The sequence below is a fragment of the Clostridium sp. FS41 genome (assembly GCF_000954015.1).
GTDB lineage: Bacteria > Bacillota > Clostridia > Lachnospirales > Lachnospiraceae > Enterocloster > Enterocloster citroniae.
Genome location: NZ_JYHN01000005.1, coordinates 20,943 through 34,690, shown reverse-complemented (window position 1 = coordinate 34,690; position 13,748 = coordinate 20,943). Strand labels below are relative to the sequence as shown.

Here is a 13,748-nt window from a genome sequence, read left to right as displayed (position 1 = left end):
CATGAAACCGGTTAATGTACCGCGCTGTGAACTCTGTTCCTTTCTGGCCGGTCATCTTGTGGGCTATGAACTCACAGCCTTTCTTTGTGACCAGGAAGCAGGGACGTGTTTGGTTATTCGCATCCTGATATGTACTCTCCTGGAAAAAATCGCCCAGCGCAATTTTGCTCTCGGCTAATTGCCCTACATACCTTCTGATGTCTCGCAATAATTCTTTATGTTCTTTACCGCACCACTCTGCGGCTTCCATTGATGTGATTGTGGTTTTTGCTAATTCGTTCATACGTCCTCTCCCTTCCATACATAGCCTGTATCTTCCCATAGTTTCTTTGGAGATATGTAAAAGCTCCTGTTTTTCTGGCGCTTGGTACACCGGCCTATTGGCAACCATCCAGCATCTATGCCTTCGCGCACCCATGCCGCATCCTTTCCGTAAACTTCCGCGGCCACTGCCATAGGGACACCGCCAGTACCAAACTCTGGGTATGGTTGCACCGCTGACATAAGGATACGGGCTACATGCTCCGCTATCTGCTGGGCCAGATGCATTTCCTGTACTGCTTCCTGCTGTTCTTCTATTGACATATTTTGCTTCTCCTTTCTTGACTATTCCTCTCCACATAACCCATTGTCATATTGTTTTACTCTCCTCCTCGTGATACAATTCCCTTATCAGCACTGCCATGCTGAAATACATGGATAAGGAGGATTTACCGCTCCTCAGCAGGACAAAGAATGACCGTATCAGAATACTTCTTGCCTAACGGCAACATTTCATTCTTTTCTTTTTCAATCAAATAGGCAGCAGCAACCATTTCCGGCATACGTTGAAGCAATGATTCAATGTGTGCCAATCTTCTCTCTGTAGCCTGCCACTTCTTTTTTGAAACCCACACCTCTCCCACCTCCTTTCCATCTCCTGCCTATTGACATGTTGTACTTTCTCCCCCTCCTTGGTATACTGTATTTACAGGCGTTGCAGCGCTAAGTACAAAAGAAAGGGGACATTTTCGATGAACGTTGAATTATCAAATACTGATGTGATTTTCATATACGGACATTTTCAAAAACAATTGGCTGAATTTGATAAAATTGCTTCAGCTAAGAATTGTCCATTTGACAAATCTACTATTAAAAATCAGAAAGCACCATATTTATCTGTTATTCAAAAGCTGTCTGATCAATATCCAAATCTCAAACAATTGGACCGTTAAATACTTCTCATGCGCCTTTGCCTTTTTCAAGGGCGCTTTTCCATGCTTCAAGTTCTTTACCAGCAGGTATAAATGGTTGAATATCCACTTTGTATAGCTTCCCCTTTAACCTGATTATGGAAAGATATTTTTTACTTTTTCCAAGTATTAGATAAATTAGTACTTTTCTCATTTCTCCCCTCCTTTCCCCTATTTTGTGTCTTTTAAGACACTTTTTCATCAAAAAAAATACTTATCGGAGAGTCCAAATGCAATAGCCTGGTTATTGCCTGTATCTCCTCCAATGTAAATTGAGATTTGCCTCTGCACTTTCTATAAAAAGCAGAGCGGCTTATGCCGAGTTCCTCGCACATTCTTGCCTTGCTAATGCCTTCTCGTTTCATTTCATGTTCTAATTTATCCTTATTCAAAACCTCACCTCCTCTTGTCCGGTGTCATTTAGGACACTTCGAGTATAGTACAGTTGTATTGTCATGTCAAGTGTTTTTTGTCTTTTAAGACACTTTTTCATTTTATCATGTTGCAAAAAAGACACTTTTGTGTTAAACTCATCAATATAAGGAGGAACTATCAATGACAAACATGGGCAATATAATTAAAAAATTACGTATTGAAAATAATATGACACTAGAACAACTTGGGGATAAGGTTGGGGTAGGGAAAAGTACAGTACGCAAATGGGAAAACGGAATGATTGCCAATATGAGACGAGACAAAATAGCTAAAATAGCTGATGTCTTCAATGTTTCTCCATCTTATCTTATAGGCTGGGACAATAATGTCGGCCCCATTACCAATGGCACTAAGCATAAGGCACCTGGCGTCACCATTAATGTCCTTGGACGGGTTGCGGCTGGTGTCCCCATCGAAGCTATAGAAGATATTATTGACACAGAAGAAATATCAGCAGAATTGGCATCCACAGGTAGCTTTTTTGGTCTCCAAATTCATGGTGATTCCATGGAGCCAAGAATGTATGAAGGTGATGTTGTGATAGTTCGTCAACAGGATGATGCAGAAAGTGGTGAAGTAATTATAGCTATGGTTAACGGTGATGAGGCCACATGTAAACGTCTAAAAAAATATGATGGCGGCATTATGCTTTTGTCAAACAATCCCCACTACGATCCTATAGTATTTACCAATGAAGAGATTGAAGAGAAACCTGTGCGTATTATAGGAAAAGTAGTTGAGCTAAGAGGAAAATTCTAAGGAGGTACACAATGAAATACAAGGAATTTTTAGAGTACATGGAAGATAACCTAAGTGGCTACTGGGCATTTATGCAAAAAGCGCGCCGATATCAGACCATCTTAAATGCAAAACGAGATAATAAATGGTCTGATGAGCGAGTTGAATCCGCAGCTTATGAGATGTGGAAAAAATCTGTGGAAAACTTATACGGCAACTTAAAACGAGAAATTTCCTCAACCTCTCTCTTTGCATGGATCGACTTCATTGAGAAGAAAGATATCCTTGAATCAGTAAACGAGGGGATACGCGATATGGATTTTTTTGATGATGCAGCTTAGGTGAGGAGGGGGGCAATATGATGATTAATTCAAATGATCCCATTGATCTGACAGGTCTCAACAAGCGGGATCTGCGTGATATTGAACATTCCATGGTTGAGGAACGAGAAAAGTTAAAGCAATTCGACCTTGATAGCGTTAGCACTGAATGTATGATGAAGGCTATATACCGTACACTCATTGTCATTAAAAAAATAAACAAAGAAAAATACACACCAAAGAAATACAAAAAGCCCCTGTGCGATTAACACAAGAGCATTTGTAGATATCATTGGCCGGTTATGCGCCGGATGATAATATCGGTCTCGACAACCATATTATATCATCTTTACGTACATCCGGTCAATGGGTGTATTTTTTATACCCAAAAATAGTTGCAACATCAGGAAGGAGGATATTGATGGCACTTATAAAATGTCCAGAATGCGAGGGTAAAGTAAGCGACCAGGCTATGGCCTGTCCACACTGCGGATGCCCCATATATCCACGCCAGCAATCAGTTCGTACCCCAGCAGTCCAGCGTCCCAAGCCACCGTCCAGGATGCGCCTGCCTAATGGTTTTGGTAGCATATCTTACCTTGGTCCAAGGCGCCGGGAGCCATACTATGCCAGAAAAACTATTGGAAAGACTCCTTTTGGTAAACCAATACAGAAGCCTATCGAACCGAAGGCCAGCTTTAAGACCTACAATGAAGCCTATCAAGCATTGATGGAATATAACAAAACTCCCTATGACAAAAAATATGAGACCACGATTGCGCAAGCCTATGAAGAATGGGCTCCAAAATACTTCGCTGACAAAAAACTGTCTGAAGGCCGTAAAAAGGCATGGAGGGATGCATTGCGGGCTTGCGCCTCCATCCACGATAAAAAACTCCGGGAACTAAAAACTCTGGACTTAGATACAGCTATACAGAACTCTTCTAAGTCAGCTATCATTCGGATTGATGTCCGCAGTCTCCTGATTAAACTTTTTGAATGGGCAATGAAATACGAAATCGTAGAAAAGAATTATGCAGAACTTACTGATGTGGTATCCCGACCAGATGCCAGTATCAACCGTATCGTATTTCCAGACAATGAAGTACAATATCTGTGGAAGATGTTGGATATGGAATGCGTGGATATGGTATTGGTTGGTTTATATACCGGGCTGCGCCCAGGAGAGGTATGCGCGTTAGAGTCATGCAATGTCAACCTGGAAGAGCACTATATGATTGGTGGAAGTAAAACAGAGGCTGGCAAAGATAGAATCATCCCAATCCATGACAAGATTTATGACTTAATCTCTCAAAGGGTAAGTGCTGGTAAACTGTTTAAATTACAGGGCGATGATGTTACCTACAATATGTATTCCCATCGTTTTAGAGCCATAATGAAAGACATGAAAACAAAGCATACTCCCCATGACACCCGTCACACATTTGTTACCAAGGCCAAGCAAGCTGGGCTGGATGAGTACTGCCTTAAACTCATAGTGGGTCATGCAATTCAGGACTTGACTGAAAACGTATATACGCATCGGACACCTGCAGAACTGTTACAGGAAATTAATAAGGTAGACTATGGTATTTAGCGCAGTGTTGCGATTATGTTGCTGATTTGTTGCGATTAAAATTTTCTATGCCACTTTTAGCACACTCTAAACACAATAAAAACAACGTATTTCTGTTGCTAAAATGCCATAAATTGTAAAAAATAGGGGAATTGTCATTCAGAGTGCATGTATTCCACAAGCCCGCAGATCTGCATTCCGTAACGGACCGCATCTGCCTGCTTAAGAGTGCCCTGACACTTGATCAGGGTGTAAAGAGAGTATCCCTGTAAATACTCCTCGATTAAATAAAAATATTCAGGATCTTCTTCCAGGTCATAAATCATGGGAATTCCCGGATGCTGCAGTTCCTTTAGGATCAGCGCCTCCCTGCGGAATGTCTCATAGTCCGCACACGTCCTGGGCACGCACTTGATCGCCCTGTACTCCTCCAGACCCAGATGGAGCGCCAGCCAGACCGTTCCGGTCCGCCCTGTCCCCAGCTTGTGCAGCAGGCGGTATTTACCAAATAAAATCTTCTCCTCTGTGCTTCCCTCCTTTGTCACAAGTCCATCTCTTACATAAATTTTATACTATTTTCTGCCACTCGTCTATGGTCGTTATATCTTCTATCTTCATTTCCAAAAATTTTTCTTAAATTTTTCAATGAGTAATTGATATTTTCCTATGTAATGTAGTATATTTAAAGTGTAGAAGTCTATCTTCTGCCCTAATTGCAGATAGACAAACCACAGTTGATATAGAACAGGAAGTGATCCTATGAAGATAGAACGAATTAATGACAACCAGATCCGATGTACATTAACCAGCTTTGACTTAAGCGTGCGCAACATTAATCTTGTGGAACTGGCCTATGGCACGGAGAAAGCCAGGAAGCTGTTCCGTGAGATGATCCAGAAGGCATCCAATGAAGTGGGCTTTGAGGCAGAGGACATTCCACTGATGGTGGAAGCCATTCCCTTATCCAGCGAAAGCATTATGCTGGTCATCACGAAAATTGAAGACCCGGAAGAGCTGGACACCCGCTTTGCCAAGTTTTCCCCATTTACGGAGGAGAACCAGGATTCTCTGTTGTCACAGCTGGCCAATGAATTTCTGGAGGGCGCAGATGATTCCCTGGACTATTTGGAGCCGGATACGGTTGAGGAAGCGCAGAGCAAAGCGGATTCCGCCTCACAGGGCGGCAAAACTGCCAAAAAGGGTACGGGCGCTGTCAGCAGCAGCCGCATTTTCCGTTTTGACAGCCTGGACCGCATCAGCGAGGCATCCAGGGCAGTGGAAGGTATCTATACCGGTGTTAACAGCCTCTACAAAAAGCCCGGCACGCGGCAGTATTATCTGATCATCAAGCGTCAGGACTGCACGGATCTGGACTTTTCCAGAGTCTGCAATATTCTGGCGGAATACGCCGCAAAGCTTCCCAGCGAAGGCGCCAGTGAGGCTTACTTTAAGGAACACTATGAGGTGATGATCCAGGACCAGGCATTGCAGAACCTGGCAAAAATCTAAATACAAAACCCCCTAAAGTCCATATCCGGACTTCAGGGGGTTGTCTTATATTTACCCTCATCATACAAGGGTACCCTTACTTGTTTTGATCATTTAAAATACTGGGGATACTGTGCCCTGAACATCTGCTCGTTCATCATCCAGCGGTTTAAGTGTTTATCCATTGTATCCACTGCCAAATGTTTATCTCTGGCCTTCAGGGCCTGTAAAAGCTTCTTATGGTCCTCAATGATCTTATAATCCTTAACCATTGCCACGGAAAGGCTGCGTATCCTGTCATAGTGGACGGCCAGGCGCTGGCACATATTGTATGTGAGTTCTTTCTTACAGATGGTAAACAGCTTTCTGTGCATTTCATTGTCCAGATCCAGAAGTTTTCCACTGGACCCCCTCTCCATGTAGAACTCCTGAAGCATGATATTCTCCTCCAGCCATGCCAGGTCCTCTTCACCGGCCATATCACATACCAGCTCCGCTGCTGCTTTCTCCAGCACAAGGCGCAGAAAGCGCGCTTCCTCCACCAGTTCCACATCTATAAGGGCGATCCGCATCCCCCTTTGGGGAAATATCTCTATGATGCGGGATTCCTCGCTGAGCTGGATGACAGCCTCCCTCACCGGGGTGCGGCTGATGCCAATATGCTGCGACATCTCCATATCATTAAATGGGGACCCGGGTTCCAGGTCCAGGGAAATGATGTTGTCCCGTATGGTACGGTACGCATATTCCCTGGCAGTCTCCCCTGATCTCTTTTCCTCAATCTTCATGAACACGGCCTCCTGTCTGTTATAAGGATTACCGGCTCTGCTTGTCTATTGCCTCCCAAAGTCCGTTCAGGTAGCAGGCGCCCAGCGCTCTGTCATAAAGGCCGTATCCGGGCATGGATACTTCGCCCCAGATAGCCCTTCCATGGTCCGGACGCACGATACCGTCAAACGCAATATCGTGAAGCGCCTTCATGATCTCGTACATGTCCATACTGCCGTCTGATGACAGGTGTGCAGCCTCCTGGAAATCCCCAGGTGCATTATACTGCAGATTGCGCACATGTGCAAATGGAATCCTGCCCTTAAGGGAACGGATGATATCAGGGATATCGTTCTCCGGATTGCTGCCCAGGGAACCGGTGCACAAAGTGACGCCGTTAAAGGGGGCATCCACTGCCTTCATCAGCTTCAACAGCTGCTCCTTGCCTGTGATGATCCTGGCCAGGCCGAATACAGGCCATGCCGGATCATCCGGATGAATGGCCATCTTAATGTCATATTTCTCACACACAGGCTGGATGGCCTTTAAGAAGTAAACCAGGTTGTCAAACAGCCTGTCGGCATCCACGTCCTTATACATATCAAACAGTTCCTTGATCCTGGCCATACGCTCAGGCTCCCATCCGGGAAGCTCAAAACCATTGGACTTCTCTCCCATGGATTCAAACATGTTCTCAGGGTTGATCTTGTCGATCTCACTCTGGTCATATGCCAGCACCGTGGAGCCGTCCGGGCGGACCTTGGCCAGGTCTGAGCGGGTCCAGTCAAATACAGGCATAAAATTATAGCACACAATATGGATATCCGCCTGGCCCAGGCGCTCCAGGGTAGTGATATAGTTGGCGATGTACTGCTCCCTCTCCGGTATGCCCACCTTTATGGCATCGTGGATATTCACGCTCTCAATTCCCATCACCTTCAGGCCCTTGGATTCCACCTGCTCCTTCATCTTAAGAATCCGCTCCATGGGCCATGCTTCCCCTGCCGGGATGTCATACAGGGTTGTGATCACACCCTTTACACCGGGAATCTGACGGATCTGCTCCAGTGCAACAGAGTCCACACCCTCCCCAAACCAACGCAATGTCATATCCATAGTCTTTGTCCTCCTTATCCGTATGCTAAATCAGCAACGCTTAATATACTAATATATTACTCTCGGGCACAGACTTTGTCAATACGCATTCACCATTCATATTGTCATTATTTTATTGACCATTATTTTATTGAAGTTTTTCGGAATAATATCCCTCAGCGCAGTACAGCGCTCCCGCCGGATTATGGGCCAGGACCCTGTCCTTTACAACCAGGGTCGTCACCATAGCCTGGGAGTTCTTATAGAATAGGGAATCATGTCCCACACACAGGCCAAGGGCAATATTAAACTCTGTCTTTTGCCCGTTAAGCAGTTCTGCCTGAAGGATGGGGTTGCACATCGGCTCAAACCCTCCGGGATGTATCTTCCTTTCATCAGGAATCCCGGCTCTGGTCTTGTCAATTCCCCCGGTCTTACATATGACGGACACTGTATCAAACCCATTCTTCTTCAGTATGTCCGCCAGTATGCGGGCCTCTTTTCTCAATCCCTTACAGAACGCCAGCCCAATCCTGTGATAACCCATTTTCCTGCAGAATTCCATGGTTTCCTTTACCCGGACCCACTGTCCGTATCCCAGGCTTTCAATCTCTGAGGAACAGATATAAAAATCCTTTACTTCATCCTCCTCATACCGCTTAAACGCGGCCTCCACCATGTTCCGGTCCCTCATGGGACAATTTGCAGGCATGGTTTCCGGATGTTCCTGACCGCAGGCCAGAACCGTGCAATATGCGCATGTATACATTGCCTTACCTCCCCTTTCTGTAGGTTCTCCCGGAATCTCCCCGGCCCCCATTTTTGCGTCTGATTTTCGCAAATCTGACCACCAGGAGATTCCGAGAGTACACTGTATCAGGTATATCACAAAAAGTACAGGAAATCCACTACGGCCTGAAATATATTTAACCTTTGGTCAGCCCTTGTACACTGAGGGCACAGGGCAATCACCGCTGAGCGTTTTTTCATTTTATGGGGAATCTCAGAGAAATCCCCTATGATATGAAAAAAAGACGCCTGTCACACACCAATGGGTGCAGCAAACGTCCTTCCTGTCTCAACTTATGAAAATGCCAATCAGCCTTTGGCTGCCAGAACTTCATTGATCTGAGAAACCAGTGTGTCACAGTCAATGCCGTGAACCATGCATGCCTCTTCCAGGGACTCAGCCTGGGAAGCAGGACAGCCTAAGCAGTGCATTCCTGCACGCATAAGGATGTTGGGGATGATCTCATCGACCTGGATCAACTGGCCGATCAGCATGCTCTTATCAATCGTCATGGTAGTGTACCTCCTTTTATTTCTGCTATTAGTATTCCCACAATAACGGATTACTGCGCTTCTATCATCATAATACGAATTTCCTTTTTTGACAAGACTTACATTTTTTTCATATTAACCAGATTTATCAAGGATTGTTAAAAAATATTATCAGTAAAAACTATTGACGTGTATACAATGTGCATAATATAATAAGTGTTGCAAAAGCAACAGCAGAAAGCAATGATTTTTAGTAAACTATGATTGTTCAGAGGAACCGGCAAATTTTTCTGTCCGGTATGGCTGTCGGTCAAGTGGCTCATACTATTTCATATTGGATACTATCAGTTTACGCATTTCACAGGAGGAAAAGTCTATGAGAACAGAATGGAACACATTTAAAGGCGGTGTATGGCAGCGGGAGATCAATGTCCGCGACTTCATCCAGAAGAATTATACCCCTTATGACGGCAATGACCAATTCCTGGAAGGCCCCACGGAGAATACCACGGAACTTTGGGATCAGGTAATGGAGCTTTCCAAGAAGGAGCTGGAAGCGGGCGGTGTCCTGGATATGGATACAAAAGTTATATCCACCATCACTTCCCACGGTCCCGGCTATCTAAATAAGGATAAAGAAACCATTGTTGGTTTTCAGACCGACAAGCCTTTTAAGCGTTCCCTCCAGCCCTACGGCGGTATCCGCATGGCCATGAAGGCATGCCAGGATAACGGCTTTGAGGTGGATCCTGAAGTTGTAGATTTTTTCACAAAGCATAGAAAGACCCACAATGCAGGTGTGTTTGACGCCTATACCGATGAAATGCGGGCCTGCCGTTCCAGCCATATCATAACAGGACTTCCGGACGCCTACGGACGCGGCAGGATAATTGGCGACTACCGCAGGATCGCTCTTTACGGAGTGGATGCCCTGATCCAGGAAAAGAAAGAAGAAAAGGATTCCACACGTACCATTATGTACTCTGATGTGATCAGGGAGCGTGAGGAGCTTTCCGAGCAGATCCGCGCACTGGAGGATTTAAAGACCCTGGGTACTATTTACGGTTTTGATATTTCCAGGCCTGCCGCTGATGTAAAGGAAGCCATCCAGTGGACATACTTCGGATACCTGGCGGCTGTGAAGGAGCAGAACGGAGCTGCCATGTCCCTTGGACGCACCTCCACCTTCCTGGACATTTACGCTGAGCGTGACTTAAGAGAAGGCAGATATACGGAAGCACAGGTTCAGGAATTCGTGGATCATTTTATCATGAAACTGCGTCTTGTTAAATTCGCAAGAACCCCTGAGTACAATGACCTGTTCTCCGGCGACCCCACATGGGTAACGGAATCCATTGGAGGCATTGGTATTGACGGACGCCACATGGTGACCAAGATGTCCTACCGTTACCTTCACACCCTGCATAACCTGGGCACCGCCCCTGAGCCCAACCTGACCGTACTCTGGTCCACCAGGCTGCCGGAGAACTTTAAACGGTTCTGTGCAAAGACCTCCATCGAGTCCTCCTCCATCCAGTATGAGAACGATGACCTGATGAGGACCACCCATGGTGACGACTATGCCATTGCCTGCTGCGTATCCAGCATGAGGGTGGGCAAGGAAATGCAGTTCTTCGGCGCAAGAGCCAACCTGGCCAAGTGCCTGCTGTACGCCATCAACGGCGGTGTGGATGAGATCACCGGCAAGCAGGTAGGCCCCAAATACCGTCCCATCACCTCTGAGTACCTGGATTTTGATGAGGTTATGGACAAATATAAGGACATGATGAAATGGCTTGCCAAGGTATATGTCAATGCCCTGAACATCATCCATTACAACCATGACAAGTACAGCTATGAAAGACTGCAGATGGCACTTCATGACAAGAAGGTGGTCAGATGGTTTGCAACCGGTATCGCCGGTCTCTCCGTTGTGGCAGACTCCCTTTCCGCGATCAAATATGCAAAGGTTAAGACGGTCCGCAATGAAAAGGGCATTGTCACTGACTATATTGTAGAGGGAGACTTCCCCAAATACGGCAACAATGATGACCGTGTGGACCAGCTGGCAGCTGACCTGGTACACATTTTCATGAGTTATATCAAAGGCAACCACACCTACCGCGGCGGAATCCCCACCACCTCCATTCTTACCATCACCTCCAATGTGGTGTACGGCAAGAATACAGGTTCCACACCGGACGGCCGTAAAGGCGGACAGCCCTTTGCTCCCGGAGCCAACCCCATGCACCACAGGGACAGCCACGGAGCCATCGCTTCCCTGGCCTCTGTGGCAAAGCTTCCTTTCAGGGATGCCCAGGATGGTATCTCCAATACCTTCTCCATCATCCCCGGCGCCCTGGGTAAGGATGACCAGATTTTTATGGGAGACCTGGAAGTGGAACTGTCCAGCTGCCCCAGCTGTGACATGGGCGGAAACCTGTTTGAAGGACTGGATTCCGAATCAGATATTGAGGAATCATGATCGATGAACTGTTTCATAAGAAAGAGAGGACAAATACTATGGTAAAAGCAAGCGAAGCTCAGATTGATAACCTGGTAGCACTGTTGGATGGCTATGCCCAGGAAGGCGGACACCATCTCAATGTAAATGTATTCAGCAAAGAAACCCTGTTAGACGCCCAGGCTCATCCTGAAAAATATCCCCAGCTCACTGTAAGGGTATCCGGCTATGCCGTTAACTTTAACAAGCTGACAAAGGAACAGCAGGACGAGGTCATTTCCAGGACATTCCACGGAGCGATTTAATCCGGCGGATACTATCATATTTTCAGGGATTGTGGTAAAGTAAGTTAGGTGATTGCGGAACTAGTCGGAGAGGAGAGCTGTATATGATTGGACGTGTTCATTCCATTGAAAGTTTTGGGACGGTTGACGGCCCCGGGATCCGTATGGTCATTTTCCTGAGCGGCTGCCCCATGAGATGCCTTTACTGCCACAATCCCGATACCTGGGATCCCAAGGGCGGCACTGCCATGACTGTGGATGAGATACTGAACCAGTTTGAGCAGGCCCGTTCCTTCTATAAGAAAGGCGGCATCACGGTCAGCGGCGGTGAACCCCTGACCCAGATCCGCTTTGTCACTGAATTATTCGAGGCAGCCAAGGCCAGGAATATCCATACCTGCCTGGACACCTCGGGCATTACCTTTAATCCGGACTCAGATGGCATCCTGGCGCGTTTTGACCGCCTGATGTCATCAACGGACCTGGTAATGCTGGACATTAAACACATTGATCCCCAGGAGCACATTAAGCTCTGCGCCCAGCCCCAGGACAATATACTGGCTTTTGCCAGGTATCTGGAACAGAAAAAAATACCTGTGTGGATCCGCCACGTGGCAGTTCCCGGCATAACGGACAAGGAAACCTATCTGTACCGCTTGGGACAATACCTGGGCACCCTTAAAAATATCAAAGCCCTGGACGTCCTGCCCTATCACGATATGGGAAAGGTTAAATATCATGAGCTGGGGATTCCCTATGCCCTTGAGGATGTGCCCCCCATGGCTCCTGAAAAGGCAGCGGAGGCCAGAAAAGTGATTCTCAGGGGAATGCGTGACGCAAGGGCTAATTGCTCCTAAATTAATACAATATTAACCCGGAGAGGAATCAATTTCCTCTTGAATAATTGTCCTTTATAGTATAAAATAAAATAACAATGTAGACAAATTTAAGGAGGTACTTTATCATGGCATATGTAATTAATGATTCTTGTGTAAGCTGCGGAAGCTGTGCTGGCGAATGTCCAGTAAACGCAATCTCTGAGGGAGATGGAAAGTACGTAATCGATGCTGATACCTGCATTGACTGCGGTACTTGTGCAGCTACCTGCCCAACAGGAGCAATCGAAGGCTAATTGCAGTACATAAGAGCCTCTTCCATATGGAAGGGGCTCTTTTTCGCTATCTGGAAGATCCCTTACGTTTACAAGGACACACAGGGTTTTGTAAACTGAGGGCGCCTTGCCGCATATATCATTATTGGAGGATTGAAAAAATGAAGAAACCAGTCATTGGCATCACCCCTTCCCACAACACAGAGAATGATGACATCAGCCTGCGCCCTACCTATCTGAGGGCGGTCCAGGCAGCCATGGCCATTCCTGTGGTACTGCCCCTTGAGATCACCCAGGAGGACTTAGGACAGCTGGTCCATATGTGTGATGGATTTTTATTTTCCGGCGGCCCGGATCCCCATCCATTTCTTTTCGGAGAGGAGACTCAGGCCCACTGCGGCAATGCATCCGTTGCCCGGGACACCATGGAACTCCTGCTCCTGAAAGCGGCCATGGCGGCCGGAAAACCGATTCTTGGGATCTGCCGGGGAGCACAGATCATCAATGTGGGCCTGGGAGGAACCATTTACCAGGATATCCCCAGCCAGACAGAGCGCAGCTTTCCCATTGCCCACAAACAGCCGTTTCCCTACCCGGTTCCATCCCACCATGTAACTGTTTTAAAGGATTCGCTTCTGGCCGGGATCGCGGCCGGGCAGACGGAGCTTGCGGTCAACAGTTTCCACCACCAGGCGGTACAGACACCGGCTCCCGGTCTTACGGTCAGCGCTTACGCGCCGGACGGTATCATAGAGGCTGTGGAAATGCAGGATTATCCCTACCTTTTGGGCGTACAGTGGCATCCGGAACATATGTGGCCCAAGGACAGGGCTGCCGCCAATATCTTTAAGAGTTTTGTGGAAGCCTGCAGATAATGTGAGGATTATATGCGGATCAGGTGCGGATCAGGTGCAGATCAGGTGCAGATCAGAGCAGATCAGGGAAATCACACGGCC

At 46.7% G+C, this 13,748-nt stretch carries 21 protein-coding genes; 11 read left to right on the top strand and 10 right to left on the bottom strand.

Features of this window, described 5'->3' with window-relative positions; all coding sequences use genetic code 11:
* The 3 genes from CLFS41_RS00285 to CLFS41_RS00275 form a co-directional block, all read right to left on the bottom strand.
* Positions 1-283, bottom strand: a 283-nt coding sequence (locus CLFS41_RS00285) for a Rha family transcriptional regulator (RefSeq protein ID WP_045091102.1), incomplete at its 3' end; no start/stop codon positions are given.
* Positions 280-585: a hypothetical protein gene (locus CLFS41_RS00280; RefSeq protein ID WP_330610879.1), complete on the bottom strand. Its 306-nt coding sequence runs from the start codon at positions 583-585 to the stop codon at positions 280-282. The genes CLFS41_RS00285 and CLFS41_RS00280, both read right to left, overlap by 4 nt.
* A 125-nt stretch (positions 586-710) precedes the next feature.
* Positions 711-896, bottom strand: coding sequence for a hypothetical protein (locus tag CLFS41_RS00275; RefSeq protein ID WP_045091101.1), 186 nt, complete (start codon positions 894-896; stop codon positions 711-713).
* Between the two features lie 117 nt (positions 897-1,013).
* Between CLFS41_RS00275 and CLFS41_RS00270 the strand changes: the two genes are divergently transcribed.
* The gene (locus CLFS41_RS00270; RefSeq protein WP_045091100.1) at positions 1,014-1,214 is read left to right on the top strand and encodes a hypothetical protein; all 201 of its coding nucleotides are present in this window, start codon (positions 1,014-1,016) and stop codon (positions 1,212-1,214) included.
* Between the two features lie 7 nt (positions 1,215-1,221).
* Here the strand turns inward: CLFS41_RS00270 and CLFS41_RS29955 are convergent, their stop codons facing one another.
* Both CLFS41_RS29955 and CLFS41_RS00265 read right to left on the bottom strand, forming a co-directional pair.
* Positions 1,222-1,386 carry a hypothetical protein gene (locus CLFS41_RS29955; protein WP_161797467.1) on the bottom strand — a complete coding sequence of 55 codons (165 nt, stop codon included), beginning with the start codon at positions 1,384-1,386 and terminating at the stop codon, positions 1,222-1,224.
* A gap of 31 nt (positions 1,387-1,417) precedes the next feature.
* Complete coding sequence (locus CLFS41_RS00265) at positions 1,418-1,624, bottom strand: helix-turn-helix domain-containing protein (protein ID WP_045091099.1); 207 nt, start codon at positions 1,622-1,624, stop codon at positions 1,418-1,420.
* Positions 1,625-1,787: 163 nt separating this feature from the next.
* On the opposite strand from CLFS41_RS00265, the gene CLFS41_RS00260 reads away from it, so the two are divergent.
* The 4 genes from CLFS41_RS00260 to CLFS41_RS00245 all read left to right on the top strand — a co-directional run bounded on the left by CLFS41_RS00260 (position 1,788) and on the right by CLFS41_RS00245 (position 4,322).
* Positions 1,788-2,426: an XRE family transcriptional regulator gene (locus CLFS41_RS00260; protein WP_052665559.1), complete on the top strand. Its 639-nt coding sequence runs from the start codon at positions 1,788-1,790 to the stop codon at positions 2,424-2,426.
* A gap of 11 nt (positions 2,427-2,437) precedes the next feature.
* The gene (locus CLFS41_RS00255; RefSeq protein WP_045091098.1) at positions 2,438-2,746 is read left to right on the top strand and encodes a hypothetical protein; all 309 of its coding nucleotides are present in this window, start codon (positions 2,438-2,440) and stop codon (positions 2,744-2,746) included.
* A 17-nt stretch (positions 2,747-2,763) separates the two neighbouring features.
* Positions 2,764-2,994: a hypothetical protein gene (locus CLFS41_RS00250; RefSeq protein WP_045091097.1), complete on the top strand. Its 231-nt coding sequence runs from the start codon at positions 2,764-2,766 to the stop codon at positions 2,992-2,994.
* A 152-nt stretch (positions 2,995-3,146) separates the two neighbouring features.
* On the top strand, positions 3,147-4,322 hold the full coding sequence (locus CLFS41_RS00245) for a tyrosine-type recombinase/integrase (RefSeq protein ID WP_052665558.1): 1,176 nt from the start codon (positions 3,147-3,149) through the stop codon (positions 4,320-4,322).
* Positions 4,323-4,456: 134 nt separating this feature from the next.
* On the opposite strand, the gene CLFS41_RS00240 is transcribed toward CLFS41_RS00245, so the two are convergent.
* Positions 4,457-4,846, bottom strand: coding sequence for a protein kinase (locus tag CLFS41_RS00240; protein ID WP_045091096.1), 390 nt, complete (start codon positions 4,844-4,846; stop codon positions 4,457-4,459).
* Positions 4,847-5,060: 214 nt separating this feature from the next.
* Here CLFS41_RS00240 and CLFS41_RS00235 point away from each other — a divergent pair, with 214 nt between their 5' ends.
* Positions 5,061-5,810, top strand: coding sequence for an adaptor protein MecA (locus CLFS41_RS00235; protein WP_045091095.1), 750 nt, complete (start codon positions 5,061-5,063; stop codon positions 5,808-5,810).
* An 89-nt stretch (positions 5,811-5,899) separates the two neighbouring features.
* Here the strand turns inward: CLFS41_RS00235 and CLFS41_RS00230 are convergent, their stop codons facing one another.
* The 4 genes from CLFS41_RS00230 to CLFS41_RS00215 all read right to left on the bottom strand — a co-directional run bounded on the left by CLFS41_RS00230 (position 5,900) and on the right by CLFS41_RS00215 (position 8,954).
* Positions 5,900-6,577 (bottom strand): GntR family transcriptional regulator, encoded by a 678-nt coding sequence (locus CLFS41_RS00230; RefSeq protein WP_007865672.1) that lies wholly within the window; start codon positions 6,575-6,577, stop codon positions 5,900-5,902.
* 28 nt (positions 6,578-6,605) lie between these two features.
* A complete protein-coding gene (gene uxuA, locus CLFS41_RS00225; RefSeq protein WP_045091094.1) occupies positions 6,606-7,673 on the bottom strand; it encodes a mannonate dehydratase in 1,068 nt (355 codons plus the stop codon).
* A gap of 127 nt (positions 7,674-7,800) precedes the next feature.
* Positions 7,801-8,421: a DUF1847 domain-containing protein gene (locus CLFS41_RS00220; RefSeq protein WP_007865663.1), complete on the bottom strand. Its 621-nt coding sequence runs from the start codon at positions 8,419-8,421 to the stop codon at positions 7,801-7,803.
* Positions 8,422-8,750: 329 nt separating this feature from the next.
* Complete coding sequence (locus CLFS41_RS00215) at positions 8,751-8,954, bottom strand: DUF1858 domain-containing protein (RefSeq protein WP_007865662.1); 204 nt, start codon at positions 8,952-8,954, stop codon at positions 8,751-8,753.
* A gap of 355 nt (positions 8,955-9,309) precedes the next feature.
* Here CLFS41_RS00215 and pflB point away from each other — a divergent pair, with 355 nt between their 5' ends.
* The 5 genes from pflB to CLFS41_RS00190 all read left to right on the top strand — a co-directional run bounded on the left by pflB (position 9,310) and on the right by CLFS41_RS00190 (position 13,667).
* On the top strand, positions 9,310-11,418 hold the full coding sequence (gene pflB, locus CLFS41_RS00210; RefSeq protein ID WP_007865661.1) for a formate C-acetyltransferase: 2,109 nt from the start codon (positions 9,310-9,312) through the stop codon (positions 11,416-11,418).
* 38 nt (positions 11,419-11,456) lie between these two features.
* A complete protein-coding gene (grcA3, locus tag CLFS41_RS00205; protein ID WP_040416938.1) occupies positions 11,457-11,702 on the top strand; it encodes an autonomous glycyl radical cofactor GrcA3 in 246 nt (81 codons plus the stop codon).
* 83 nt (positions 11,703-11,785) lie between these two features.
* Positions 11,786-12,538, top strand: a complete 753-nt coding sequence (gene pflA / locus CLFS41_RS00200; protein WP_007865658.1) for a pyruvate formate-lyase-activating protein — start codon at positions 11,786-11,788, stop codon at positions 12,536-12,538.
* A 107-nt stretch (positions 12,539-12,645) separates the two neighbouring features.
* The gene (locus CLFS41_RS00195; protein ID WP_007865655.1) at positions 12,646-12,813 is read left to right on the top strand and encodes a 4Fe-4S binding protein; all 168 of its coding nucleotides are present in this window, start codon (positions 12,646-12,648) and stop codon (positions 12,811-12,813) included.
* Between the two features lie 140 nt (positions 12,814-12,953).
* Entirely contained in the window at positions 12,954-13,667 is a 714-nt protein-coding gene (locus CLFS41_RS00190; RefSeq protein WP_007865652.1) for a gamma-glutamyl-gamma-aminobutyrate hydrolase family protein, read from the top strand.
* The last annotated feature ends 81 nt before the right edge of the window (positions 13,668-13,748 follow it).

Excerpts from the sequence above, each read along its gene's own strand:
- CLFS41_RS00280 (WP_330610879.1), bottom strand. The coding sequence starts at position 585 with ATGTCAATAGAAGAACAGCAGGAAGCAGTACAGGAAATGCATCTGGCC.
- CLFS41_RS00270 (WP_045091100.1), top strand. The coding sequence starts at position 1,014 with ATGAACGTTGAATTATCAAATACTGATGTGATTTTCATATACGGACAT.
- CLFS41_RS29955 (WP_161797467.1), bottom strand. The coding sequence starts at position 1,386 with ATGAGAAAAGTACTAATTTATCTAATACTTGGAAAAAGTAAAAAATAT.
- CLFS41_RS00260 (WP_052665559.1), top strand. The coding sequence starts at position 1,788 with ATGACAAACATGGGCAATATAATTAAAAAATTACGTATTGAAAATAAT.
- CLFS41_RS00255 (WP_045091098.1), top strand. The coding sequence starts at position 2,438 with ATGAAATACAAGGAATTTTTAGAGTACATGGAAGATAACCTAAGTGGC.
- CLFS41_RS00250 (WP_045091097.1), top strand. The coding sequence starts at position 2,764 with ATGATGATTAATTCAAATGATCCCATTGATCTGACAGGTCTCAACAAG.
- CLFS41_RS00245 (WP_052665558.1), top strand. The coding sequence starts at position 3,147 with ATGGCACTTATAAAATGTCCAGAATGCGAGGGTAAAGTAAGCGACCAG.
- CLFS41_RS00235 (WP_045091095.1), top strand. The coding sequence starts at position 5,061 with ATGAAGATAGAACGAATTAATGACAACCAGATCCGATGTACATTAACC.
- CLFS41_RS00230 (WP_007865672.1), bottom strand. The coding sequence starts at position 6,577 with ATGAAGATTGAGGAAAAGAGATCAGGGGAGACTGCCAGGGAATATGCG.
- uxuA (WP_045091094.1), bottom strand. The coding sequence starts at position 7,673 with ATGGATATGACATTGCGTTGGTTTGGGGAGGGTGTGGACTCTGTTGCA.
- CLFS41_RS00220 (WP_007865663.1), bottom strand. The coding sequence starts at position 8,421 with ATGTATACATGCGCATATTGCACGGTTCTGGCCTGCGGTCAGGAACAT.
- CLFS41_RS00215 (WP_007865662.1), bottom strand. The coding sequence starts at position 8,954 with ATGACGATTGATAAGAGCATGCTGATCGGCCAGTTGATCCAGGTCGAT.
- pflB (WP_007865661.1), top strand. The coding sequence starts at position 9,310 with ATGAGAACAGAATGGAACACATTTAAAGGCGGTGTATGGCAGCGGGAG.
- grcA3 (WP_040416938.1), top strand. The coding sequence starts at position 11,457 with ATGGTAAAAGCAAGCGAAGCTCAGATTGATAACCTGGTAGCACTGTTG.
- pflA (WP_007865658.1), top strand. The coding sequence starts at position 11,786 with ATGATTGGACGTGTTCATTCCATTGAAAGTTTTGGGACGGTTGACGGC.
- CLFS41_RS00195 (WP_007865655.1), top strand. The coding sequence starts at position 12,646 with ATGGCATATGTAATTAATGATTCTTGTGTAAGCTGCGGAAGCTGTGCT.
- CLFS41_RS00190 (WP_007865652.1), top strand. The coding sequence starts at position 12,954 with ATGAAGAAACCAGTCATTGGCATCACCCCTTCCCACAACACAGAGAAT.